General features: G+C 45.2%; 19 protein-coding genes. 12 read left to right on the top strand and 7 right to left on the bottom strand.

The features are described from left to right. Positions 1-92 precede the first annotated feature (92 nt). On the bottom strand, positions 93-713 hold the full coding sequence (locus LS482_RS00210) for a CGNR zinc finger domain-containing protein (protein WP_233029723.1): 621 nt from the start codon (positions 711-713) through the stop codon (positions 93-95). A 104-nt stretch (positions 714-817) separates the two neighbouring features. Here LS482_RS00210 and LS482_RS00205 point away from each other — a divergent pair, with 104 nt between their 5' ends. Beyond that, positions 818-1,600: a DinB family protein gene (locus LS482_RS00205; RefSeq protein ID WP_233029722.1), complete on the top strand. Its 783-nt coding sequence runs from the start codon at positions 818-820 to the stop codon at positions 1,598-1,600. A 205-nt stretch (positions 1,601-1,805) separates the two neighbouring features. Here the strand turns inward: LS482_RS00205 and LS482_RS00200 are convergent, their stop codons facing one another. Then, entirely contained in the window at positions 1,806-2,261 is a 456-nt protein-coding gene (locus LS482_RS00200; protein WP_233029721.1) for a DUF4488 domain-containing protein, read from the bottom strand. 315 nt (positions 2,262-2,576) lie between these two features. On the opposite strand from LS482_RS00200, the gene lon reads away from it, so the two are divergent. Next, a complete protein-coding gene (gene lon, locus LS482_RS00195; RefSeq protein ID WP_233029720.1) occupies positions 2,577-5,027 on the top strand; it encodes an endopeptidase La in 2,451 nt (816 codons plus the stop codon). A gap of 841 nt (positions 5,028-5,868) precedes the next feature. Here lon and LS482_RS00190 read toward each other — a convergent pair. Then, entirely contained in the window at positions 5,869-6,651 is a 783-nt protein-coding gene (locus LS482_RS00190; RefSeq protein ID WP_233029719.1) for an SGNH/GDSL hydrolase family protein, read from the bottom strand. A 360-nt stretch (positions 6,652-7,011) separates the two neighbouring features. On the opposite strand from LS482_RS00190, the gene LS482_RS00185 reads away from it, so the two are divergent. Beyond that, entirely contained in the window at positions 7,012-7,512 is a 501-nt protein-coding gene (locus tag LS482_RS00185; protein ID WP_233029718.1) for a hypothetical protein, read from the top strand. Here LS482_RS00185 and hxpB read toward each other — a convergent pair whose 3' ends face one another. The 4 genes from hxpB to LS482_RS00165 are packed head-to-tail and all read right to left on the bottom strand — an operon-like array spanning position 7,513 to position 10,093. Beyond that, on the bottom strand, positions 7,513-8,184 hold the full coding sequence (gene hxpB / locus LS482_RS00180; RefSeq protein WP_233029717.1) for a hexitol phosphatase HxpB: 672 nt from the start codon (positions 8,182-8,184) through the stop codon (positions 7,513-7,515). It abuts the gene before it with no gap. Positions 8,185-8,227: 43 nt separating this feature from the next. Further along, the gene (locus LS482_RS00175) at positions 8,228-8,482 is read right to left on the bottom strand and encodes an Ada metal-binding domain-containing protein (protein WP_233029716.1); all 255 of its coding nucleotides are present in this window, start codon (positions 8,480-8,482) and stop codon (positions 8,228-8,230) included. A 39-nt stretch (positions 8,483-8,521) separates the two neighbouring features. Then, entirely contained in the window at positions 8,522-9,235 is a 714-nt protein-coding gene (locus tag LS482_RS00170; protein WP_233029715.1) for a 2OG-Fe(II) oxygenase, read from the bottom strand. 9 nt (positions 9,236-9,244) lie between these two features. Further along, complete coding sequence (locus LS482_RS00165) at positions 9,245-10,093, bottom strand: methylated-DNA--[protein]-cysteine S-methyltransferase (RefSeq protein WP_233029714.1); 849 nt, start codon at positions 10,091-10,093, stop codon at positions 9,245-9,247. Positions 10,094-10,410: 317 nt separating this feature from the next. On the opposite strand from LS482_RS00165, the gene LS482_RS00160 reads away from it, so the two are divergent. The 9 genes from LS482_RS00160 (at position 10,411) to LS482_RS00120 (ending at position 26,563) form a co-directional block, all read left to right on the top strand. Then, positions 10,411-11,028, top strand: coding sequence for a response regulator (locus tag LS482_RS00160; protein WP_233029713.1), 618 nt, complete (start codon positions 10,411-10,413; stop codon positions 11,026-11,028). Positions 11,029-11,617: 589 nt separating this feature from the next. Continuing rightward, positions 11,618-17,131: a beta strand repeat-containing protein gene (locus tag LS482_RS00155; protein WP_233029712.1), complete on the top strand. Its 5,514-nt coding sequence runs from the start codon at positions 11,618-11,620 to the stop codon at positions 17,129-17,131. Positions 17,132-17,140: 9 nt separating this feature from the next. After that, positions 17,141-17,650, top strand: coding sequence for a hypothetical protein (locus LS482_RS00150; protein WP_233029711.1), 510 nt, complete (start codon positions 17,141-17,143; stop codon positions 17,648-17,650). Positions 17,651-17,661: 11 nt separating this feature from the next. After that, the gene (locus LS482_RS00145; RefSeq protein WP_233029710.1) at positions 17,662-19,614 is read left to right on the top strand and encodes a hypothetical protein; all 1,953 of its coding nucleotides are present in this window, start codon (positions 17,662-17,664) and stop codon (positions 19,612-19,614) included. Position 19,615: 1 nt separating this feature from the next. Further along, a complete protein-coding gene (locus LS482_RS00140; protein ID WP_233029709.1) occupies positions 19,616-20,854 on the top strand; it encodes a T9SS type B sorting domain-containing protein in 1,239 nt (412 codons plus the stop codon). Positions 20,855-20,889: 35 nt separating this feature from the next. Further along, positions 20,890-21,801, top strand: coding sequence for a PorP/SprF family type IX secretion system membrane protein (locus LS482_RS00135; protein WP_233029708.1), 912 nt, complete (start codon positions 20,890-20,892; stop codon positions 21,799-21,801). 17 nt (positions 21,802-21,818) lie between these two features. Then, on the top strand, positions 21,819-23,744 hold the full coding sequence (locus LS482_RS00130; RefSeq protein ID WP_233029707.1) for an OmpA family protein: 1,926 nt from the start codon (positions 21,819-21,821) through the stop codon (positions 23,742-23,744). Between the two features lie 102 nt (positions 23,745-23,846). Further along, positions 23,847-24,533 carry a helix-turn-helix domain-containing protein gene (locus tag LS482_RS00125; RefSeq protein ID WP_233029706.1) on the top strand — a complete coding sequence of 229 codons (687 nt, stop codon included), beginning with the start codon at positions 23,847-23,849 and terminating at the stop codon, positions 24,531-24,533. A 191-nt stretch (positions 24,534-24,724) separates the two neighbouring features. Continuing rightward, a complete protein-coding gene (locus tag LS482_RS00120) occupies positions 24,725-26,563 on the top strand; it encodes a monovalent cation:proton antiporter-2 (CPA2) family protein (protein WP_233029705.1) in 1,839 nt (612 codons plus the stop codon). Positions 26,564-26,585 lie beyond the last annotated feature (22 nt).

Below are 26,585 nucleotides of genomic sequence, written 5' to 3'. Positions count from 1 at the left end.
ATGAGTTATGCGAAGTCTCTGTGACGTCCTGTAAGGGCAAACAAAAAATATTCGTGTATCCGTGGCAAAAAACTCCAAGACTCCAAGACTTCTCAACTCCGAGACTCCTCAACGTCTCCTCCTTTCTTCCGCCTGTGATACCACTCCAGGGCCTTGACATTGCTGCCGCAACTCTTCATGCTGCACCAGCGCCGCCTGCCGTTTTTGGTGGTGTCCAGGAAGAGCCAGCCGCAATTCGGACATTCCTTTATCCGGTGTAGCCTGCCGGACAGCATCAGGTCATGAGCATCCAGCAGAACGGGGGCAATGATCCGGGAAATGTTTTCTTCGGGCAGGTCCCAGTCCCTTTCAAAACCGTTCTTGCTTTCCTTTAACCTTAAATTGGAAAGATATTGTGATAGATAACGGTTAAAGGCCTTCATGTCGTCTGCGTTTACTGTTTCATTGTTGCTCAATGCTAAAAATATGCGGTATAGTAATTCACGAAAAGTGATGATTTCTTTTAGCGGATCTTTTCTTTTTGGTGTAGCGGCCAATGTTGAAGTATTTACCGGAAGCAACTCCAGGCGTATCCCCCAGGCTATAAGGTCATTCGGTTCCAGGAAATAGTCCTGTAGCGGTTCTTTTTTGCGGTGGTCGACAGTGTTTACAAAATCAAGACAAAGTGTTCCTCCGGCCAGGTTTAAATTGTTTATGGAATTATTTTTTACCATTTATATTTGTTTAACTGGTAAAATAAATTAATTTTACGTTCTAAATTCGTTTTAATGGTAAAACAAAAATAACAAATTAAGTCATTAACCAAAAAGCAATAATCATGATCACAAGAGTATGGCACGGCCGGACACAACCGGAAGATGCGAACAGCTATCTGAAATTCCTCCTGGGCAAAGGTACTGCGGAATACCTGCAATGCGAAGGCAATAATTCTGTAAAAGTATGGCGGCAGAAAGGAACGCACGAATGTCATTTTTATACGGTGACCGAATGGAGGTCGGCGGAAGCCGTAAAATCCTTTGCCGGTGAAGCTATGGAAAAAGCCCGGTATTACCCGGAAGATAAAGGGGTATTACTGGAATTTGAAGAAAAAGTAAACCATTATGAAACTTTTACGGTTTCTGACAACAGGATCAGGGATTATGCGCGGCAGTTAAAAGAATTGTTTACCGGTGCAAACTGGCATTCGGAGAGCCTGGATAAAAAACTAAGGGATGTAAGCCCGTCCCTGGCTTTTGAGCAGCCAGTCCCCGGAGTGCACAGCATAGCCGAGATCATTTGGCATTGTATTTACTGGCGTATGGTTTTTATCAGGTTTGCCCAGGGGGATACGGACTATAGAAACAGCACGGTGGAAAAGCTGAATTTTCTGCCGATAGCGGAATTAAAACAAAAAGGGTGGAACGGATTGCGGGAGGAATTGCAACAAAGCCAGGAGGAGATCTTAAAACTACTGGAAAGCAAAACGGATGATTTTCTCTCTGAAAAAACACACCCGGAAGGAGATACTTTTGATTTCATCCTGGAAGGTATTGTGCAGCACGATATCTATCACCTGGGGCAGATCGGACTGGTTAAGAAAATAATATCCGTATCCCGGTAGCTCAACATAAATCTCCTTCACTTCATTTTTACGATGCCACCGGGGTACGGATTTGGCCTATTGATCCCGGTCGGGGAGTAACCATTTGTTGCAGTACTTTCGTTGTACGATAAAATTATGGTCCGGGTTATCAGGTCATTACGTTTACCAATATTGCTTAAATATATACCAATTACCCGGACTATAATTTCATTGATGCCCTTTACTATTTGATCCTGATATAATTTTCGGAAAACGTTCTGTTTCCGTCTTCATTAATGCTGATCTGCCGGAACCAGTCTTTACCGCCCTGTAATTCAAAGGAAAATACCCGCGAGGTGTCGATAATGCGCATCATACTGGCGGAACCGTATTCCAGGGTTTCAACAAGGCTGGTATCGGTAGTGTTATATTTCCCGTAGCCATACCACTGTGTGGAATCCTGCGGTACCTTCCTGGTCCACATGACCTTCCCGTCCTGGTACATTTTTACCTGCCGGTATCCTTCGGTATTCGGAAAACTATCAGTAACTTTATTGTCTTCATAGGTGTAATAATTTACCAGTTCCCAGACACCTTCCAGCGAAACGGGAGTATTTTCTTCGCTGTCCCGGCGGTGGTTCCAGGCCAGGAATACAGTTGCCAGAAACACGATAGCTAAGGCGTAACTCAAATTTTTCATAACAAGGAACTTTTGGGTTATTAATTATTTAATGATGTAGTATCTAATTTACATAAAATTAATGAATTATCATATTTTTTTAGATATTTATTGTTTTGTGGTGTGAAAATGAAAAATATGATAATATAAAAGAAGGAAATCCGCGGAAGCCATGACTGTAACGGTCTTGCGGTATTACGACTTGGCATAACTATTGCGTTATAGGAATACCCGGTAATACCGGGAGTGTGTTTATTTGTTGATTTTTAGAAAGTTAAAAAGTAACAGGTATTTTTTTTAAACTGTTGTAATGACAGAATGACTTACAGATAAAATATGGCTAAATCAAAGTTTTTAAATATTGACAGTTTGTCATTTCAGGGGATTGACGAAGATGCGGAACTCATACCGCTCATGACCCCGGAAGACGAAGAAGAGATTGACAGGGAAGAACTCCCGCGGGAGCTGCCCATTTTACCGCTGCGGAACACGGTGCTGTTCCCCGGAGTAGTGATACCTATCACTGCCGGGAGGGACAAATCCATTCGGCTGATAAAGGATGCCAACAACGGCGATAAGGTGATCGGGGTGGTTTCCCAGAAAGATGAAGAAGTGGAGAACCCCGATGTGGAAGACATCAATTCCCTGGGTACCGTGGCACGTATCCTCCGGGTATTACAGATGCCCGACGGGAATACCACGGTGATCATCCAGGGGAAAAAGCGTTTTGAGATAGACCAGGTGGTCTCTTCGGAACCTTATATGAAGGCGAGGATAAAGGAAGTAAAAGAAGCAAGACCGGAGCGGGACAATGCAGAGTTCCTGGCCATTATTGAGTCCGTTAAGGAGCTTTCACTGCAGATCATTAAGAACAGCCCGAACATTCCTTCGGAAGCATCTTTTGCCATCAAGAATATAGAAAGCGGCTCTTTTCTCATCAATTTTGTTTCTTCCAACATGAACCTCAGTGTGGAAGAAAAACAGGAGCTCCTGGAAATGAACAATCTCCGGGAAAGGGCGCTGGCTACACTGAAGTACCTCAATGTGGAATTCCAGAAGCTGGAGCTGAAGATCGACATACAGTCCAAAGTTCGTCACGATATGGACCAGCAGCAGCGGGAATATTTCCTGCACCAGCAGATGAAGACCATACAGGAAGAACTCGGCGGTGTGTCGTATGAAGAGGAGATCGAGGAAATGCGCCAGAAAGCCAAGGGCAAGAAATGGGATACCAAGGTCAAGGAACATTTTAACAGGGAACTGGCCAAATTGCAGCGAATGAACCCGCAGGTGGCCGAGTATTCCATACAACGGAATTATCTCGACCTGCTCCTGGAGCTCCCCTGGGGCACTTATTCCAAAGACAAGTTTGACCTGAAAAGGGCACAGCGCATACTGGACAGGGACCAATACGGACTGGACGAAGTGAAACGGAGGATCATCGAATATCTTGCCGTACAGAAACTGCGTAATGATATGAAATCGCCCATACTGTGCCTGTACGGGCCTCCCGGGGTAGGGAAGACCTCATTGGGGAAATCCATTGCCGAGGCACTCGGCAGGGAATATGTAAGGATGTCCCTCGGAGGATTGCGGGATGAAGCGGAGATCAGGGGACACCGTAAAACCTATATCGGTGCCATGCCGGGAAGGATTGTGCAATCCCTGAAAAAGGCAGGAACATCCAACCCGGTTTTTGTACTGGACGAGATCGACAAACTGACTTCCAGCCATACGGGAGACCCGTCGTCTGCCATGCTGGAAGTGCTGGACCCGGAACAAAACATGGCTTTTTACGATAATTTCCTGGAACTGGGGTATGACCTTTCCAGGGTGATGTTCATTGCTACGGCCAATAACCTGTCGACCATACAACCCGCACTTCGGGACCGGATGGAAGTGATCAACGTTACCGGGTATACCATTGAAGAAAAAGTAGAGATTGCCAAAAGGCACCTGCTGCCCAAACAGCTAACAGAACACGGACTTACTTCCGATGACCTCAAGATCGGGAAAAAAGGACTGGAAAAGATCGTGGAGGGCTATACCAGGGAATCGGGGGTAAGGGGACTGGAAAAACAGATCGCCAAAATGGTACGTTTTGCGGCCAAGTCCATAGCCATGGAAGAAGAATACAGTGTAAAGGTGACCCCGGCGGATATTGAAAAGATACTGGGGCCTGCCCGTATGGAGCGCGACAAGTACGAGAACAACGAGGTGGCCGGTGTGGTCACCGGTTTGGCATGGACCAGTGTGGGTGGAGATATTCTCTTTATAGAATCCATACTTTCCAGGGGAAAAGGCAACCTTACCATTACCGGGAACCTGGGGAAAGTGATGAAGGAGTCAGCTACCATTGCCATGGAATATATTAAGGCCAATGCAGAACAGCTTGGTATTGACCCGGAAATATTCGGTAAATATAACGTGCACATCCACGTCCCGGAAGGGGCAACACCTAAGGACGGGCCGAGTGCGGGTGTAACAATGCTGACGTCACTGGTATCGCTCTTCACCCAGCGGAAAGTAAAGAAAAGCCTTGCCATGACCGGAGAAATAACCCTGCGGGGTAAAGTATTGCCCGTAGGAGGGATAAAAGAGAAGATCCTGGCTGCCAAAAGAGCACGCATCAAGGAAATACTGCTCTGTGAAGATAACCGGAAAGACATAGAGGAAATAAAACCCGAATACCTGAAAGGGCTTACCTTCCATTATGTGACCGATATGAGTGAGGTGCTTGACCTGGCACTTACCACACAGAAGGTTAAAAACGCCAAAAAACTCTGACGGAAAGTCATAGCTATAAATAAAAACTGCCTTCGGGACGCTGTTATGGCGCATTCCGAAGGCTTTTTTATGGATCAATCCCAAAGATTTTAGATACAGGACGTACGACACAGGACTACACGACGTAGGAATAGAATAGTTTAAAGTCAAAACGGGCTCGGGATTTAAGGTCTTCCGTGTTTCCTGCATAACTGTGAAAGAACCTGTAACCTGAAACCCACTTCATGTCTTAACACGTTACGGTAATTTTTGAGTAATCCACAACTTTGGGTATGAATACCAATACCGGATCAGGATCAAAGGTTGTGGGGTTTTTCGTTTGTTGTAAGTTTCCGGTTTTGGCTTTGCCACGGATACACGAATGTTTTTTGGGCTGAATGTTGTATGTGAGGCCGATACATCGTAAACCCGGGATCGTTTCCGGTTTCATGCCTTCCTTAACAAAGCATGCTGTACTGAAAGGCACAGCGGTTTTGGCAGGCTGTGAAATTGTATTTTAGTTATTTGGTTATTCAGTTATTTAGGCATCACGCATGAACTCAATAACCTGTCGATAACCTGTTAACCCAACAACAAAACTAAAATTTTTTATACTACTCAAGGGCTGCAATAAATGACTCTCAATTGAGGTCAGTACAAACCTGTAACAAAAAGAAACTATTTCATAAATCGCAGGTCATACCTCTTATGTCCTGCTGTTTTATGTCTGAACCCCAACAATGTCCACAACTTTTGGGAATGATCCCCAATACCACAGGGGATGACTTAAAAAATTACCCCGATGCACAGTACCGGGGTAATCAGGGATAAAAAAAATTTTGGTTGGTTTCCGATTGATATTTTAAGTAGTGTAAATAGATGTAAATCCTTTTATCCATGCTTCGGCCATAAGATAAGCGCCCGGCATGGAAGGGTGTACCCCGTCAGGGCACCAGTAAGAAGCCGGGGCGGCTTTCAACGCCTCGTCGAAAACTTCCTGATAGGGAATCCATACCGCATTATAATCTTTAGCTATTTTTTCTGCCGTTTCCCGGTAAGCACTGAATTCGGGAAACCATTTGCCGGTAATGGCCGATCCGCCTTTTACTGCAAAAGGCTGCCCCAGGATGAGTTTTACATCGGGGTATTTTTGCAGGGTATCATCCAATAACTTCCGGAGATCGCGGTCGTAAATTTCCACTGTGCCGTTGTAATTGCCGTTGAGCTTATGCCAGAAGTCATTAACACCGATCAGTATACTCAGTACATCGGGTTGTAGCTGGAGGCAGTCGTCCTGCCATCGGTCGGCAAGCTGATATACCTTGTTACCGCTAATACCGCGATTGTAAATGGTCCATTCCGTTTTTGGGTTGTTGGCCATGACATGGCTCACGATATTGAAAACATAACCCAGTCCCATCCCGCGGGAGTCGTTCGGGTAGTAATGCCCGCGGTCCCTTCCTGCATCTGTAATGGAATCGCCCTGAAACAATACGGTTAGTTTTTCCGGAAGGTTAAGCGGCGTTGTTTTTTGTTTTGAGGTCGTTACGGCCTGCATGGTTTGAAAACCCAGCAACCCTGCCGAAGCCAGGGATGCAGACTTTATGAAATTTCTGCGTTCGGTTGATTTTATATCAGTTTTCATGCTCTCAAATTTAATATTATTCTTTTTAAATCGGCAAAAAATATTTTTTTTCTTTTTGCGAATAATGGAGGGGATTTAAAGAAAAGCATTAAAAAAATGTGCTAAAGCATTGTGTTATTGTAAAATGTACATTAATTTTTTCGTTTTGCCTTATCATTATTTTTAATGTTACATTTTGAGAAGGGGCAAACGAACGGGGATTTACAATGGTCAGGAAAAACAAGTTAATATCCCCGGACGGTTCCTTCAAAGTTTTGTTCAGCCCTAAAAGGCATCAAAATAATACGGCCAAATAAAAAGTAATATTTAATGCATTTGTAAAATCGGTATCTTTAGTGTGATAATACAAACAATTCAGTTATGCAAAAGTATACCGGACCGGTACGCAAAAAGGGAATTTTAAGGGCTGTCCTGCTTTCCGGTCTCCTGGTCGGCACCCTGGACATCACTGCGGCATGCATACAAGCCGGAATCGGGGGCATCGGACCGGAACGGGTGTTGCGGTATGTAGCCAGTGGTGTTTTCGGGGAAATGGCTTTTTCGGGCACTGTTGCATATGTATTTTTCGGGCTTCTTTTTCATTATTTTATAGCCATGTGCTGGACCGTCTTGTTCTTTATTTTATATCGCAGATTGCATTTATGGAAGTACAACCGGATGATGACCGGGGTAGCGTACGGCATTTTCGTAGGATTATTGATGAATTTTATAGTGGTACCGCTTTCCAATGTTCCCCGCGGACCGGTAGGCATACTTTCGGCAGTTATAGCCGTAGCCATATTGATTGTGGCCATAGGGTTGCCGTTGTCGTTCCGGGCATATTCGTTTTATTCCGGTTTGCAAAAGGGGAAAGGAGGGTAATTATCTGCCCAAAAGTGAAATGAGGTGTTGTTCGTTAAAATCCGACAGTTGCCTTAATTTCAGGTCGGCGATGTCAAATCCGTCCAGGTGAAATTCCGCTCCGGAAGGAACGGCTATTGTTTTCATTCCTGCATTTTTAGCTGACATTAGTCCGTGAACGGAATCTTCAAAAACAATACATTTTTCCGGAGGGGTGCCCAGTTTTTTTGCGGTGGTGAGATAAACCGCCGGGTGAGGTTTGCCGTGAGTTTCATGTTCGGAAGAAGACACGGCATCAAAATAAGGGGCAATGCCCGCTTTTTCCAGCACCAGAGGGATGAGCCTCGAAGGGGAATTGGTGGACAGCCCGATTCTGAAGTTCCTTTCACGAAAGAGTTCCAGGACCTCCTGTATGCCTGTCATGGGCGTTCCTTCTTCCAGAATAAAACGGCCAACCCGGTCTACGACTTCGTTTTCCAATTCGTCCAGGCTTTTATCGCTCCAGGGATTTTGTTCATACCAGAACCGGGTTACTTCGGCAGTGGTCATGGTGGCGGTAATTTCAGACAATTCGGGGGCGACATGTACGCCTACGGAAGTAAAAACTTCGTACTCGGCCTTTTTCCAGGCCGGTTCGGAATCGATAAGCACCCCGTCCATATCAAAAATAACGGCAGTTGTTGTTGCGGGCATACGAAAAATACTTTTTAATCCATACAAAGATATCTTTTCTTTTTTAGCTGCACTTTTTTACGCTTAATTTCCACGCTCTGTAGGCTTTCGGCATGCAATGCCCGCAGGGACGGTAACCGCTGTTCCGGGCTTCCTCTTCGGAAGTAAAGAATACCCTGTTCTTCCGGTGCATTCTCTTACCGGACCCGCAACCGAGCGTTCCGTATATTTTCAGTTTTTTATGGCCTCCCCAGCAAATGTATTTCCCCCGGATATATGTTCGCAATAGAACGTCTGAAATGTCATTGTGTTTTAGCATGGTATGGCAGGATTTTATACGGTGTTTGTATCCGGATGATCAACTTATTGCGTCGTGAAAAATGACCCCGAGTGTATGGCGTTCTCCCCGGGTTACTTCGCTTACGCCGTGTTTCATACGTACCCGGTAATATCCCCGTTTGCCTTTTTCCGGGCGGAAATTTGTGGTGAATATCAGCATATCGCCTTTTTCCGGACGGAGTACGGTTGCCCTGGATTGTGCCCTTGGCACCTGTTCGGTGAGTACAAATTCTCCCCCTTCGTAATCTTTGCCCGGTTCGTTCAGGAAACATACCGCCTGTAACGGAAAAAATACCTCACCATAAAGGTCCTGGTGCAGGGTGTTGTATCCGCCCTTACCGTATTTGAGTATTAAGGGGGTGGGTTTTAGCTGTCCCTTTTCGTGGCAGCCGGCCAGTAATTCGGAATGGTTTCCGGGAAACCGGGCTTCGGATCTCAACACCTGCATCCACAGGTTGGCCACGGGGACGAGCCTGGGATATACATTTTGCCGGATGGCCTGTATGACACGGGGCAGGGGGTAATCGTAGTATTTGTATTCTCCCAGCCCGAAACGATACCGTTCCATGACCACTGTTTTTCTGTATGCTGTTGTGCCGTTATATTCGTTGATCAATGCGTGGCATTGCTGTTCTGTCAGCCACCCGGGAATAATGGCATATCCTCTTTCGTTCAGGTTACGGGTAACCTCTTCCCAGTTACAGTTTGCCGTTTTTTGCGCTATATCCTCCATTGCCGTCTTTTATAAGGTTATATCGGTCCTTGCAGCTTCCCATCCGATAATGGCCGTTTTCCGGTTGTTCCCCCAGCGGTAACCACCGATGGTCCCGGTAGACTGGATCACACGGTGGCAGGGGATAAGAAAAGCTACCGGATTGCTGCCAATGGCGGTACCAACGGCCCGGGACCCTTTGTCGTTTCCGATTTCACGAGCTATATTTCCGTATGTGGATAATTGCCCCATGGGTACGCGAAGCAGCGCTTCCCACACTTTTAGCTGAAATTCCGTGCCTTTCAGGTGGAGTTTTATCCGGTCTGTTTCGTCCTGGTTGTGTGTAAATATATGAAGGGCATTTTGCTGAAACATATCGGTCATTTGTTTGAATTGCGCATTCGGAAAATTTTTCGTCAATGCTGCAAAGGCTTCCGTTTCATTATCGGCAAATGCCATGTGACAAATCCCTTTGGGTGTAGAGGCCACCAGGATATCGCCAAAGGGACTCTGGGCAAAACTGTAATGGATCATCAGTTTTTCCCCGCCGTTTTTGTATTCACCCGGGGTCATACTTTCAATATTTACAAAGAGGTCGTGAAGCCTTCCGGTTCCGGAAAGTCCCGTGTCATAAGCTGCATCGAACAAGGTGGTATTTTTGTCCCGGAGTACCTGTTTGGCATGTTCTACGCTTATATACTGCAAAAATTTCTTGGGAGTGACCCCGGCCCATTCCTTAAACATCCGTTGAAAGTGAAAAGGACTGAGGTGTACCTGTCCGGCTACTTCTTCCAGGTTGGGTTGCTCCCTGAAATTTTCCCGGATGTATCCTATTGCTTTTGCAATACGATCGTAATTTAACTGGCTTTGCGTATTCATCGTATTTCTGTTTTTATACACACAAAAGTAGTGGCCACTGTACAAGAGGGAAACCCGGAATTTGCGGAGTTCGGTTTTGAAGGTAAAAAATACAAAATTCCCCTTTTATGTGTTCGAAACAATTAGGTGGATTTCATCGGAAATATCAGCATTTCGTCTATATTCCTTCAAGAGTTGTCGTTTTGACATGGCCCGGTTAATAAATAGTGGCATTTTTAGGATATAATCCAAACAACCCAAACGCTCTACTGGTTAATTTCTTTTAGCTGTAAAAATAAGATTTTGAGAATCAGTTATTGCGTAATAAAGACAATAATATGATAAAACTACTACTTGCCGATGACCACCCCATTCTCAGGAAGGGACTTCATTTTCTGATCGCACAGTTGCCCGATACGATGATAGTGGCCGAAGCAGAGGATGGCAAGGATGCCCTGGACAAGATACGGCACTATAAACCGGATGTGGCTTTTATGGACATTACCATGCCCTGTATGAGCGGGTTGGAGGTGATAAAAACCATTAAAAAGGAAACTTCAAAGACCGACTTTGTGGTGCTGACCATGCACGATGGCATTGAATATTACCGCAAAGCGATGGATGCGGGCGCAAATGCCTATTTGTCCAAGAATGTTACTGTGGAAGAACTTATGGCCTGTATGGAAGCTTTGCAGGAAGGCAGAACATATGTATCGGACTCCGTACTGAAAAAATTGAACAGCACGACTTCTGAACTCCATAACCTCACCAGTCGTGAAATAGAGGTCCTTCGCCTGTTAATAGGAGGGAAGACCAACCGGGAAATTGCGGAAGCACTGTTTTGCAGTGAAAAAAACGTGGAAAAGATAAAGACCAATGTTCGCAAAAAACTCGACCTTCCATCTTCTTACGGCGCATTGTTATCCTGGGCCATTCGCAATAGGGTGTTCTTATAGGATGTAGCCCTTCCCCGTTCCCGGCTGTTCATTTTTACTTGCTAAGTGAAATTTAAAATGCTCCGATGCTTGCTTGCGTCGAAATATTTTTTCGGGATTTTCCGGTTTATGTCTCGCGAGCATATTCCGGGGTTGTTGACTTCCCCATACCACATATTTGTGATCTGATGTGTTTTTTTCCGGAAAAGAAAGATGTTGTTTATACACTTGTGTTTTTAATTTAAATAACTGTTAATCAATTTTTTAATGGATTATTAAGTTGCGTTTTACAAGTGGTTTTTTTACGATAACCTTCAAAATGCGACCATTGATCGAAGAAAAACTACAACTAAGCGAAAGTAGGGGATTCCCTATCTCCTGTTACGGGGGTTGAGTTATAAGTTTGTTTGGAAAAATTAAGTTATAGGGAAGAAAACTACTTCGAAAATCTTACGCAGTATTCACAGCTATTCCTGCAGTATTTACACGCTGCACGAAGGAGTATATTCTTCTCTGTTGTCCCGGTCCGAAAACCGTTAGGGACGAAACTTAATTAAACCAAATAATCCTGTCAGTAAGGGAGGATGTAAGACTAAAACTTAAATAAAGCATGATGAAACAATTTTACGCTGTAGTATTTTTTCTGGTAATTACTTTTTCTGCACATGCCCAGGTGGGTATCGGAACATCTTTGCCGGACAATTCTGCCCAGTTGGACGTTGTGGCCGACAATAAGGGGGTGTTGATTCCCCGTGTCGCTCTTACCGGTACCACAGACCAGACAACGATCGCCAATGGCAATGTAGAAAGTTTATTGGTTTTCAACACGGCCGATACGGCCGACATCAGGCCCGGTTATTACTATTGGTATGCCGGAAGCTGGCACCGTGTGGTATCGGCAGAAGATGTTGCAGGTGGTGATCTCCCGGATAATATAGTCATTTACAATCCTGTAAAAAATGAGTTTACCTATATTGACGAAAACGGGGTGACGCAGATAATTACACTGGAAGACGTCATTAAAGCCAATGAAACCATAACCACCCTGATAAACAACGGGGATGGTACATATACCTATACTTCGGAAGACGGTACGGAAACCATCATTAACGTCCCCGCCGATGTGATTAATCAATTTGATGAGATTATCAGGAATGAAAAGGTAATTAACAAAATAACCGAGTTGTTTCAGAACACGGGAGGAAATGTTTATTATGATGGTAATACTTTCACTTATACTGATGAAAAAGGGGAGACCCAGACGATCAACTTTGAGGAGCTTGTCAAGTCCAACGAAACGGTAACGACTTTAGTCAATAATCAGAACGGCACCTATACCTATACTTCCGAGGACGGTACGGAAACCATCATCAACGTCCCTGCCGATGTGATCAACCAGTTCGAAGAGATCATTCAGAACGAAAATGTGGTCAATGAGATCACGGAGTTGATCGAGAATGTAGGCGGTAATGTATACTACGACGGCAACCAGTTTACCTACGTTGATGAGAATGGAGAAACCCAGGTAATCAATCTTGAAGAATTGGTACAGGCCAACGAGACGGTCACGACCTTGGTCAATAACCAGAATGGCACCTATACCTATACTTCCGAGGACGGTACGGAAACTATCATCAATGTCCCTGCGGATGTGATCAACCAGTTTGAAGAGATCATTCAGAACGAAAATGTGGTCAATGAGATCACGGAACTGATCGAGAATGTGGGCGGCAATGTATACTACGATGGTAACCAGTTCACCTACCTTGATGAAAACGGGGAAACCCAGGTGATCAACCTTGAAGAATTGGTACAGGCCAACGAAACGGTAACGACTTTAATCAATAACCAGAACGGTACGTATACCTATACTTCCGAGGACGGTACGGAAACCATCATCAACGTCCCTGCCGATGTGATCAACCAGTTCGAAGAGATCATTCAGAACGAAAATGTGGTCAATGAGATCACAGAGTTGATCGAGAATGTTGGCGGTAATGTGTATTATGATGGAAATACCTTTACCTATGTTGATGAAAATGGGGAGACCCAAACAATTAATATTGAAGAGCTAGTCAAAGCTAATGAAACAGTAACGACTTTAATCAATAATCAGAACGGTACGTATACCTATACTTCCGAGGACGGTACGGAAACCATCATCAATGTCCCTGCCGATGTGATCAACCAGTTTGAGGAGATCATTCAGAATGAAAATGTGGTCAATGAGATCACGGAGTTGATTGAGAATGTGGGCGGTAATGTATACTACGATGGTAACCAGTTCACCTACCTTGATGAAAACGGGGAAACCCAGGTGATCAACCTTGAAGAATTGGTACAGGCCAATGAAACGGTAACGACTTTAATCAATAATCAGAACGGTACGTATACCTATACTTCCGAGGACGGTACGGAAACCATCATCAACGTTCCTGCGGATGTGATCAACCAGTTTGAAGAGATCATTCAGAACGAAAATGTGGTCAATGAGATCACGGAGTTGATCGAGAATGTCGGTGGTAATGTTTACTATGACGGCAATCAGTTCACCTATGTGGATGAAAACGGAGAGACACAAGTGATCAACCTTGAAGAATTGGTACAGGCCAATGAAACGGTAACGACTTTAATCAATAATCAGAACGGCACCTATACCTATACTTCCGAGGACGGTACGGAAACCATCATCAACGTTCCTGCGGATGTGATCAACCAGTTTGAAGAGATCATTCAGAACGAAAATGTGGTCAATGAGATCACGGAACTGATCGAGAATGTAGGCGGAAATGTTTACTATGATGGCAACCAGTTTACCTATGTGGATGAAAACGGAGAGACACAGGTGATCAATCTTGAAGAATTGGTACAGGCCAATGAAACGGTCACTACACTTTTAGATCATCAGGACGGCACATTCACCTACACCAATGAAGAAGGGATAGAAGTAACCTTTGATGCCAACACGACATCGATGACTGACAATAACGACGGTACGTATACTTTCACCAATGCCAACGGAGATACCATTATAGTAGATGTACCTTCCAGCGTTGTGGAGAACATCACCAACGAAGGGGACATTTTCACCGCTATCGAAAACCTGATCAAAAATATCGGCGGTAATGTGTATTACGATGGAAACAGCTTTACCTATATCGATGAGAATGGCGAAACCCAAACAATCAACTTTGAAGAGATCGTAAAGTCCAACGAGACGGTCACGACCTTAGTCAATAACCAGAATGGCACCTATACCTATACTTCCGAGGACGGTACGGAAACCATCATCAACGTTCCTGCGGATGTGATTAACCAGTTTGAGGAGATCATTCAGAATGAAAATGTGGTCAATGAGATCACGGAGTTGATTGAGAATGTGGGCGGCAATGTATACTACGATGGTAACCAGTTCACCTACCTTGATGAAAACGGGGAAACCCAGGTGATCAATCTTGAAGAATTGGTACAGGCCAATGAGACAGTAACAACTTTAGTGAACAATCAGAACGGCACCTATACCTATACTTCCGAGGACGGTACGGAAACCATCATCAATGTCCCTGCCGATGTGATCAACCAGTTTGAGGAGATCATTCAGAATGAAAATGTGGTCAATGAGATCACGGAGTTGATTGAGAATGTGGGCGGTAATGTATACTACGATGGTAACCAGTTCACCTACCTTGATGAAAACGGGGAAACCCAGGTGATCAACCTTGAAGAATTGGTACAGGCCAATGAAACGGTAACGACTTTAATCAATAATCAGAACGGTACGTATACCTATACTTCCGAGGACGGTACGGAAACCATCATCAACGTTCCTGCGGATGTGATCAACCAGTTTGAAGAGATCATTCAGAACGAAAATGTGGTCAATGAGATCACGGAGTTGATCGAGAATGTCGGTGGTAATGTTTACTATGACGGCAATCAGTTCACCTATGTGGATGAAAACGGAGAGACACAAGTGATCAACCTTGAAGAATTGGTACAGGCCAATGAAACGGTAACGACTTTAATCAATAATCAGAACGGCACCTATACCTATACTTCCGAGGACGGTACGGAAACCATCATCAACGTTCCTGCGGATGTGATCAACCAGTTTGAAGAGATCATTCAGAACGAAAATGTGGTCAATGAGATCACGGAACTGATCGAGAATGTAGGCGGAAATGTTTACTATGATGGCAACCAGTTTACCTATGTGGATGAAAACGGAGAGACACAGGTGATCAATCTTGAAGAATTGGTACAGGCCAATGAAACGGTCACTACACTTTTAGATCATCAGGACGGCACATTCACCTACACCAATGAAGAAGGGATAGAAGTAACCTTTGATGCCAACACGACATCGATGACTGACAATAACGACGGTACGTATACTTTCACCAATGCCAACGGAGATACCATTATAGTAGATGTACCTTCCAGCGTTGTGGAGAACATCACCAACGAAGGGGACATTTTCACCGCTATCGAAAACCTGATCAAAAATATCGGCGGTAATGTGTATTACGATGGAAACAGCTTTACCTATATCGATGAGAATGGCGAAACCCAAACAATCAACTTTGAAGAGATCGTAAAGTCCAACGAGACGGTCACGACCTTAGTCAATAACCAGAATGGCACCTATACCTATACTTCCGAGGACGGTACGGAAACCATCATCAACGTTCCTGCGGATGTGATTAACCAGTTTGAGGAGATCATTCAGAATGAAAATGTGGTCAATGAGATCACGGAGTTGATTGAGAATGTGGGCGGCAATGTATACTACGATGGTAACCAGTTCACCTACCTTGATGAAAACGGGGAAACCCAGGTGATCAATCTTGAAGAATTGGTACAGGCCAATGAGACAGTAACAACTTTAGTGAACAATCAGAACGGCACCTATACCTATACTTCCGAGGACGGTACGGAAACCATCATCAATGTCCCTGCAGATGTGATCAACCAGTTTGAGGAGATCATTCAGAACGAAAATGTGGTCAATGAGATCACGGAGTTGATCGAGAATGTCGGTGGTAATGTTTACTATGACGGCAATCAGTTCACCTATGTGGATGAAAACGGAGAGACACAAGTGATCAACCTTGAAGAATTGGTACAGGCCAATGAAACGGTAACGACTTTAATCAATAATCAGAACGGCACCTATACCTATACTTCCGAGGACGGTACGGAAACCATCATCAACGTTCCTGCGGATGTGATCAACCAGTTTGAAGAGATCATTCAGAACGAAAATGTGGTCAATGAGATCACGGAACTGATCGAGAATGTGGGCGGCAATGTATACTACGACGGCAACCAGTTCACCTACCTTGATGAGAACGGCGAAACCCAGGTGATCAATCTTGAAGAATTGGTACAGGCCAATGAAACGGTCACTACACTTTTAGATCATCAGGACGGCACATTCACCTACACCAATGAAGAAGGGATAGAAGTAACCTTTGATGCCAACACGACATCGATGACTGACAATAACGACGGTACGTATACTTTTACCAATGCCAACGGAGATAGCATCACGGTAGATGTTCCATCGAGTGTAGTAGATAATATCACCAACGAAGGAGATATATTTAATGCCATTGAAAACCTGATTAAGAGTATCGGCGGTAATGTATACTACGATGGTAACCAGTTCACTTATATAGATGAGAACGGGACTACTCAGGAGATTAATTTCGAAGAGCTGGTACAAGCTAATGAAACCCTGACTTCTTTGGTTGATAATGGGGACGGAACAATTACCTATACCGACGAAGCAAGTAATGCCACGATCATAAAATCGGTAATGCCCAAGTTTTTCTATATGCCCTCGGTAGCAGTCCCCACCGAAGTCAGGGGTACTCCGCAAACACTTGATTTATACAGCATGTACAGTAATCAGTTCGGTACACCTATGGCCAAAAATTCAACGGCTACCACATTACCGGTATTACCTGCAGGAGCACTTAATTATTACATAACATATTATGATGATACGGTGTTTGAAAGTGTATCGGTGAGTGATGCCGGAGTACTGACCTATACCGTAAAAACGGGGGCGGAGATATCCTCAGCAAGTTTTATGAACATTGTATTTGAAGTGAAATAGGAGCAAAGGATGAAAAAAATAACATATATCGCAACCATTGTATGCTTGTGCTTCCTGTGGAAAGGGCAGGCTCAGAATAAAAAGATAGTTTCTTTAGAGAAGAAACAAAGCACTTTGAACAAAAAGGAAGTTCAGGATTTGGAATACCTGAAGGCAGGTACACCATACAAATTATCCTTTACAAAAGAAAGCGGCCCTTTATATACGTGGGATAAAAAAGGAGGTGTCGAGGTAGTGCAATTTGAAGATGTTTCTCTGTTACACGAATTAAAGAACACCAGGTATACCGAAGATTTCGGTACTGCACAGTTGCTGATCATTAATTGGAATAGCGGGGAAGCTATGGAAATTACCGAAGCCGACCTGGCTTTGTTTAAAAACCTGCGCTATATCCTTATTCATAGTTATGAACCGTTAAATGAAAGCCTGGTAGCCAACATGGTCCGTTCATTACGGTCTTTTGATACAGGGAGAGGCGAAGTGGAGATCCTCTTCGAAACCTTGGAAACAGCAAATTAAAACCCGATTCTATGAAAGCAGATTTTATAAATACTACTTTGCGGGTTATTGCCTTCCTGTTTTTGTTTATGGCCCATTTTTCAGGGTTTGCCCAGGTTAGGGTGCCTTTTGAACCCCGGACATCAGACAAGGCTCCCGCACCATATACGAATGCGACCAATTACAACCTGCAGGGTGATTTTACTATGATCGGTAATACGAATATGACATTGGTCAATTATTCTGACTTTACCAATAACAGTAATACTGATATGAGATATGTGGATATCGACGGGGACCAGAATACACTTAACTCCTCTTCGGCTACACTCACCCTGGAAGGAGAAGAGGAGTGCTCCGAAATTATTTATGCGGGATTGTATTGGTCGGGAAGATCTCATAATGGCTCAAGTAGTCCTAATACATTTACGGTATCGGGTAAAGAACTGGATAAGCGAAAGGTCAAACTAAAAAAAGCGGGGGGCACCTACCAGGAGATTACTGCCGGGCAGGATGATATTTATTACCCGACTACTTCTGATGGTTTTATGTATTCTGCCTATGCCGATGTCACCGATTATGTAAGAGCGAACGGAGCAGGTGAATACTTTGTAGCGGATATGGCCCTCCGGGAAGGGAACGGGGGAGGAACCGGTTACTACGGAGGTTGGGGCCTGGTCGTGGTTTATAAAAATCCCGCTATGAAATGGCGGGATATCACAGTATTTGACGGACATGGCTATGTCACCGGTTCGGCAACGGTCAGTCACCAACTATCAGTATCCGGTTTCCGGGCTGCACAGAACGGAGACGTAGCTGTAACATTAGGTATGATGGCAGGTGAAGGGGATGTTGGTATACCTGGGGATTATTTTCAGATCAGAAATGCAGCCGATTCCAATTGGATATATTTAAACCATGGAGGTAACGCGACCACTAACTTTTTTAACTCTTCCATATATACCGGGGGAAATTCCCGGAACCCGAACTTACAGAATAATACGGGACTTGACATTAGTATATTCGATCTGGATAATAATGGCAACCAGATTATAGCCAATAATCAGACATCGTCCCGATTCCGTTATGGAACCACCCAGGATACTTATATTATTTACAACATTGTTTTTGCCGTGGATGCCTATGTGCCGGAAGTAGACGGAGTAAATACGCCTACGGATACGGGAATAATCCATGACGGTGTTGTAGACCCGGGACAGGAAATGGAGTTTGAACTTTCCATATATAACCGGGGAACCGAAGCGATCGACAATGCCAGGGTAGAGGTACCTCTTCCGCCTAATGTACATTTCGTGGAAGCTTCGGCAGAAACGCTCGGAGGAACCATTACCTGGGAACATCCTGACAGCAATGATCCCGATGAAACCCCGGGAGGTAAGATTATATGGGACATTGGTACCATACCGTTGGGAAATACCCCCGATGAACTACTGGGGAAACTCAGGTACAAGATTCGCGTTACGGACGATTGTACATTGTTGACCACCTCTGCCGGCAGTTGTGGTTTGAACATTCCGATCAACGGACAAATAACAGGCACCGGAGCCACATCGGGTACATCATTGGATACCGATTTTATCCGGGAGTACGCTTCGGGTGATTGTTACGGACCCGTTTATGGTGATTTTTTATCAACGATAAATATAGCCGGGGTTACATGCCCTGATGTTACGGATGAAGGCTTTAAACGCTTTACATCCTTTTGTACCGGGGGAAATGTTGCGAGAACGACTGTTACCGATAGCTATCCATCCGGAACAACATTTTACGACGGTATCCCCGGAGAGGCAGGTTCACAGGAAGTGACGGGAGATTTCCATGCAAATATCGATGGCACAACAGTGACCAGATTCTATGCGGTTGTACCGGGGATGGAACCGGGGTGCTACCTGCAATTAGAGACCATCCTGGAAAAATGTATAGTGATAACCAACCCCATGCTGCCCTCAAAAGCAAAACAATAAGATGATGCACAATACCACATTCATAAAATTAATGGGTGCCTGTTCTGTTTTCCTCCTGGCATTCCGTACATCGGCACAAACCGTTAACACGGGTGAACTGGTTATAACTCCGGGAACACAGGTGTCTACACTGGGCGATTTCGACAACAGGGAAAGCGGTGACCTTATCAATGACGGGGAATTTTTTGTCTACGGAAATTTCAATAACGACGGCCTGGTGAGTTTTACTGCCGGACAGGCCTCCGGAAAAACCCTGTTTACCGGGCTTTACGGGGTACAGTCCATATCCGGGTTGATGCCGTCCGATTTTTTCAATGTATTGTTTGACAATCCCGCGGCACAACCCTCCTTTAACCTTTCCGGCGATATCAATATCTACGGAAAGGCCGGGTTTAAGGACGGTATTGTAGATGGCGATGCCTACGGCGGACTGGTCACTTTTCAGCAGGGGGCCTCTCACAAGTTGGTCTCCGATGACAGTTTTGTAGACGGACAGGTCCGTAAAATAGGCGATGAAGCCTTCGATTATCCCGTAGGTGACGGCGGCTATTACCGCAGGGCCTCCATGTCTGCCCCTTCGGATGCTTCAGATCACTTTACCTCGCAGTACATCCTGGAAAATTCCAATACCCTGTATCCGCATTCCGCTAAGGAAGAAGATATAGAACAGATAGATAACGCAGAATACTGGGAGATCAACCGTACCAACGGGGCGTCCGGAATTGTACTTACGCTCACCTGGAATGAGGATACAACCCCTTCGGATATGATCAGGGAAGAAGAAGGCAAATCGATCCGTATTGTGCGTTGGGATGCCGAAAACAACCGGTGGAAAGACGAAGGCGGTACGGTAAACCGGGAAGAACAGACCGTCACCACAGCCGTATCGGGCTATGGGATTTTCACTTTCGGAAAGGTCATGGATGACGAAATACCGGATAGCGGCCTGGTAGTCTATAACGGTATATCGCCCAACGGGGACGGCCGGAACGATTTCTTTTTCCTGAAAGGCATAGAAAATTACCCGGACAATACCGTGGAGATCTACAACCGCTGGGGCGTAAAAGTATACGAAGCAAAAGGGTATAACAATACCAATATCCGTTTTGACGGCTATTCACACGGCCGCGCTACGGTAAACAAGGGCAGGTTATTGCCTACCGGGACCTATTTCTATATCCTGAAGTATAAGGACGGGAACGTGATGCGGGACAAGTCGGGGTATTTGTATATCAATTAACGAAGGGGACAATGAAGAAGCAAAAAACGAGACAGATGAAGAAGCTATTTTTGGTATTAGGGTTGTTGGGTTCATGGATAACTTTTGCACAACAGGAACCGCAATACACACAATATATGTATAACACCGTGAGTGTTAATCCCGGTTATGCAGGTACCCGGGGGGTAGCCAGTATACTGGGACTGTACCGGCAGCAGTGGGCGGGCCTAGAAGGAGCTCCCGAAACTGCACAGTTTTCCATCCATTCCCCCATAAGTTACCGGGGACACGGATTGGGGCTGTCCATTATCAACGACGAAATCGGACCTTCCAGGGATACCTATGTCAATGCCAGTTTCTCCTATAAACTGCAACTGGGATATGATACCTGGCTGAACCTGGGAATAATGGCCGGGGGAAGTTTTCTGGAAGTCAACTACGACAAGCTGAACATTCATGATCCCGGCGACCCGGAACTCAGCGGCAGGTTGAGCAAATTTTCCCCCAACATAGGCGCCGGGGCCTACTTACATGCCAGTAACTGGTATGTGGGACTTTCCGTACCCGCACTGCTGGAAACCCACTTTTATGACGATATCCAGCAGTCCGTAGCCAAGGAAAAAATGCACTTCTATCTCATAGGAGGTTATGTTTTTGACCTTAGCCCGACACTGAAATTCAAACCCGCTGCATTGGTCAAGGCCGTAAGTGGTGCGCCACTGGGGGTCGATGTTTCAGCCAATTTCCTGTTCAACGAGAAATTTACGCTCGGAGCGGCCTATCGCTGGGATGCTGCCGTAAGCGCCCTGGCCGGTTTTAGTATCACCGAAGGGCTTCATGTAGGCTATACCTATGACTGGGATACCACTGGACTGGGAAATTACAATTCCGGGACACACGAAGTGTTTCTCCGTTTCGAATTTGTTTCCTCTTCCAGGAACAGGATGATTTCTCCGAGATTCTTCTAAACCAAAGTAACAGTACAATGAACAAAGCACTATTTATAGCAGTTTTATACCTTGCGGGAGGTTTTACAATAGCTGCCCAGGAAACGCGGAAAGCCCGTGCTGACAGTAAATACGAAAAATTTGCTTATATTAGGGCAAGCGAACTCTATGAAAAATTGGTGGAGGCAGGCTATCAATCCAACGACCTGTACGGAAAACTGGCGGATACCCATTATTTCAACGCCCGTTATGCCGATGCCCTGCCGTATTACAGGAAAATGCTGGAGGGACCCGGTGATGTGGAAGCGGAATATTATTACCGCTATGCCCAGTGTCTCAAGGCAGGGGAAAAATATAAGGAAGCCGGGAAGATGCTCAATCGGTTTTACGAGCTGGTAGGAAAACCAAAAGATGAAAAATCACTTGCAGAAGCTGTGCATACGCTCAAAAACAACAAAAAGCGGTTTACATTGAAAGACGCAGGCGTCAATACGGCATATGCAGACTTTGGCACGGCCTATAACGGGGAAGACAAGGTCATCTTTGCTTCGGCGAGGGATACCGGGATATTTGTCAAAAGGACGCACAAGTGGAACGAAAAACCGTTTTTAAAGTTGTACAGTGCTACGGTGAACAGTGACGGGCTTCTGGAAAACCCGGAAAAAGTGGCCGGGGATGTTAATTCGAAGTACCATCAGTCCACTCCGGTTATAACCCGGGACGGAAAAACGATGTATTTTACCCGGAATAACTATCGCAAAGGACAATATGGTAAAGCGGAAGACGGGACCAATCACCTGAAGATTTACCGCGCTACATTAAAAGACGGGAAGTGGGGTAACATAGAAGACCTGTCTGTAAATAACGAAGCCTATTCCACGGCCCACCCCGCACTGAACGCAGACGAAAACCTGTTGTATTTTGTTTCGGACCGTTCTGGGACGCTGGGAAGTTCCGATCTTTTCGTAACAGAAATAAAGGAAGACGGCAGTTTTGGTGAGGTGCGTAATCTGGGAAGTGTTATAAATACTCCGGGAAGGGAGTCCTTTCCCTTTGTGGATGAAACAGGCGTATTGTACTTTGCTTCCGACGGGCATCCCGGCCTGGGAGGACTGGATGTCTTCGCGGCGATAAAAGACCCTTTCGGAAGTTACAGGGTGGTTAACCTCGGTAACCCCGTGAATTCCACCGCCGATGATTTTGCTTATATCACCCGTCGTTCCGGAGAAGGTTTTCTGTCTTCCAACCGGGGAGAAGCAAGCGGTTTTGACAATATCTATTCGGCGGTGACGGAAGTTCCGTTGGCTTTTAACGCAAAACTGTGCGGCGAAGTGAAGGACAGTATCACCAAAAACCCGTTATCCGGAGCAGAAGTGATACTTTATGACAACGAACACAAAGAACTGGCCAGCGTACAGACTGATGCCTCGGGGAATTTCTGTATTTCGGTATGGCCTTTTGCGGGATATAATCTCCGTGCGGGAAAGGAAGACTACCGGAGCAAGGAAAAATGGATAAAGGAACTGGACAACGGTGAAACCCGGGAGGTGGTAATAGAACTCAACCGGGAAGACATCCGGATCACCACAGGAGATGACCTGACAAAAAAACTGGCCCTGAAACCCATATATTTTGATTTTGACGGCGCTGCTATACGAAAAAGGTCAGAAATAGAACTTGCGAAAGTGATTGCGGTGATGAAGAAATATCCGGATATTGTTATAGAAGTACGTTCCCATACCGACAGCAGGGGAAGTGATGCCTATAACAGGGCGCTTTCCGAACGAAGGGCAAAGGCGACCGTAGATTATATTGTCAATAAAGGAGGGGTGTCACCGGATCGGATAAGCGGAAAAGGTTATGGTGAAACCAGGCTTATCAACCATTGTTCGGATGGGGTGTCGTGTAGTGCAGAAGAACATCAGTTAAACAGGAGAAGTGAATTTATTCTTATAAAAATGTAATAAAACAGGGAGGAGACTATACTAAACAATAGGTATGGTGACGTTTGTATTGGAAAGGAAGGAGTTCCGGAAATGGGACAGTATGTGTAATACAGGAACAATATGAAAAAAAAGAAAAAGACCGGTCGTGAGCAGGAGCCCAAAAAAATCCTCGTTACGGAAGCGTTTTCCGTAGATGATGTCCTGCAGAACCTCAAAGATTATTTTGGTTTTAAGACCAATAAAGACCTTGCCGAATTTCTGGGGGTGCGGCCCAACACCATATCCACATGGAAAAAGAGAAACAGTATTGATTATGAAAGACTCATCACTATAGGCAAATTACATAAACTTGATTTTAACCGATTGTTCTCTCATGATGTGTACGAACCAAAAGGAATAATCGTTGTGCCTCTTGAGCTGCAGTACCAATACGTGTCAAAAAGGAATGACAAATCCTTCATAGCCAACCTGCCCAGGTATCATTTTCCCTTTTCCCCCGGAGAAAACACCAGAGCGTTTCAGGTTACCGATTTTTCGGCCATTTCCAACTTTAAAGGAGTGTCTTACGTGATCGGGGAACGGGTATACGATACAAAATCCGTAGTAGAAGGGAGCACTTATGTTTTTGTCAACACAAAACAGGGTATTTTTATCGGCCGCGCCGATCTGAACCCTGAGGATGACAGTATTGTGTATGTAATGACCAACGATAACAAGATCCCTCCCGGTAAGGTAAAGATGACTGCCGGGAATATTGCTGAAATATGGAAAGTCACCAATGTGGTTTCTCACGATTTTATAGACTGATAATGAAATATTACCCGATGGGATAAAGATCAATTAGTTGTTGTTGAACTCAACCCGATTAATTGCTGTGGTTTTATAAAAAGGGAAGGTGAGAACCTTTCCTTTTTTATTTGTAAATTGGTGTTTCTATCCGGTAGCCTTGTTGGGCATGACAAGACAACCGGAATTCTCACTTTTTAGCTGTAAAACCAATGCACGAAACGTTTTTTATCCACACGTTCATTTACCTGGCAGGGGCGGTGATCATGGTTCCGATAGCCCGGTATTTTAAACTGGGCTCCGTATTGGGTTACCTCCTGGCAGGGATGCTTATCGGGCCGTCTTTTCTTGAACTCGTAGGCGAGGAAAGCCAGGATGTTATGCATTTTGCCGAATTCGGCGTAGTGATGATGCTTTTCGTTATAGGGCTTGAACTGGAACCGCTACGGTTATGGCGATTGCGCCGCAGGATTTTGGGACTGGGTGGTGCGCAACTCATAAGTACCACTTTACTGGGGTTTGTCATTGCATATTACATCGGATATTCCTGGCAGGTTGCCCTTACAATAGGAATCATTATTTCCATGTCGTCCACCGCCATTGTATTGCAAATACTCGATGAAAAAGGGTGGAACAAGACCATGGCCGGCAGAAGTTCATTTGCCGTACTGCTTTTTCAGGATATGGGCATAATTCCCGTCCTGGCCGTACTTCCCCTGCTGTCCGGTAACGGCAGGACAACAACTGCAGAAGAAACAACACTGTTAGGGCATTTGCCGGGATGGGGACAGACACTTGCCGTAATTGGTGCGGTAGTTGTGATCGTTGTGGCCGGGAAATACCTGCTATACCCGGTATTCCGCATTATGGCCAGGACACGTTTGAGAGAAATGTTTACTGCCATATCGCTGTTATTGGTGGTGGGGATTGCCATTTTAATGCATGTTGTGGGACTGAGCCCTGCGCTGGGAGCTTTTCTCGGCGGGGTGTTACTGGCCAACAGCGAATACCGGCACGAACTGGAAAGCGCTATTGACCCGTTTAAGGGATTGCTTCTCGGGCTCTTCTTTATGACCGTGGGATCTACGATAGATTTCGGCCTGATAATGGAACAGCCCGGACGTATTACGGCCCTGGTTTTGAGCATAATTGTGCTGAAAGCAATTGTCCTTTTTGTGCTGGGCAAAATATTTCACCTGAGGAATGCACAGAATGCTATTTTTAGCCTTGGCCTGGCCCAGATCGGGGAATTTGCCTTTGTTCTGCTGAATTTCAGTCTGGCAGAAGGCATCATTTCCAACGAAATAAACTCCCTGATGATGGCCACCGTAGCCATATCCATGGCATTTACACCGCTTATCATGCTGCTGAATGAAAAACTAGTTCTTCCCAGGTTATGTGCGGTGAGCACGGATGATAAAGATGGTGATTACAACGATGTTGAAAATGAGGAAAATCCGATCATTATCGCCGGATATGGCCATTTCGGCAATACGGTGGGGCGTTTTCTCCAGGCCCACAACGTCCCGGTAACCGTACTGGACTACGACAGTGATAATGTGGATTTTCTCAGGAGGGTGGGACTGAAAGTCTATTTCGGTGATGCTACCAGGCACGACCTCCTGGAAATAGCCGGGGCCAATAAGGCGGAGATACTGATCATTGCCATCGGAGACAAAGAAAAACGGATGATGCTCATCGACACCGTAAAAAGACATTTTCCGCATTTGTATATGCTGGTCCGTGCGAGGGACAGGGACGAAGCCTATAACCAGATGAATGCCGGGATGATGCACATCTACAGGGAAAACCTGGATACCAGCCTGCGGTTAGGTGTAGATGCACTTAAAATACTGGGACACAAAAGACATGAGGCAGTTCGTGCCGCCAAAACCTTTTTTATTCATGATGAAAAAACGCTGAAGTATCTGTCCAGCATACGCAATGATGAAGAATATATTGTAGCGGTAAGGGAAAAGATGCAGGAGCTCGATATACTGATGAAGGCCGACCGGGAAGAGTTTTCCTCAGAATTCCGGACCAAAACCTGAAAAGCGGATTAAACCGTACATA

This window comes from Sinomicrobium kalidii (assembly GCF_021183825.1).
GTDB classification, from domain to species: Bacteria; Bacteroidota; Bacteroidia; order Flavobacteriales; family Flavobacteriaceae; genus Sinomicrobium; species Sinomicrobium kalidii.
Note: the sequence above shows the minus strand (reverse complement) of the source record. Positions and strands in the feature narration are given on the sequence as shown.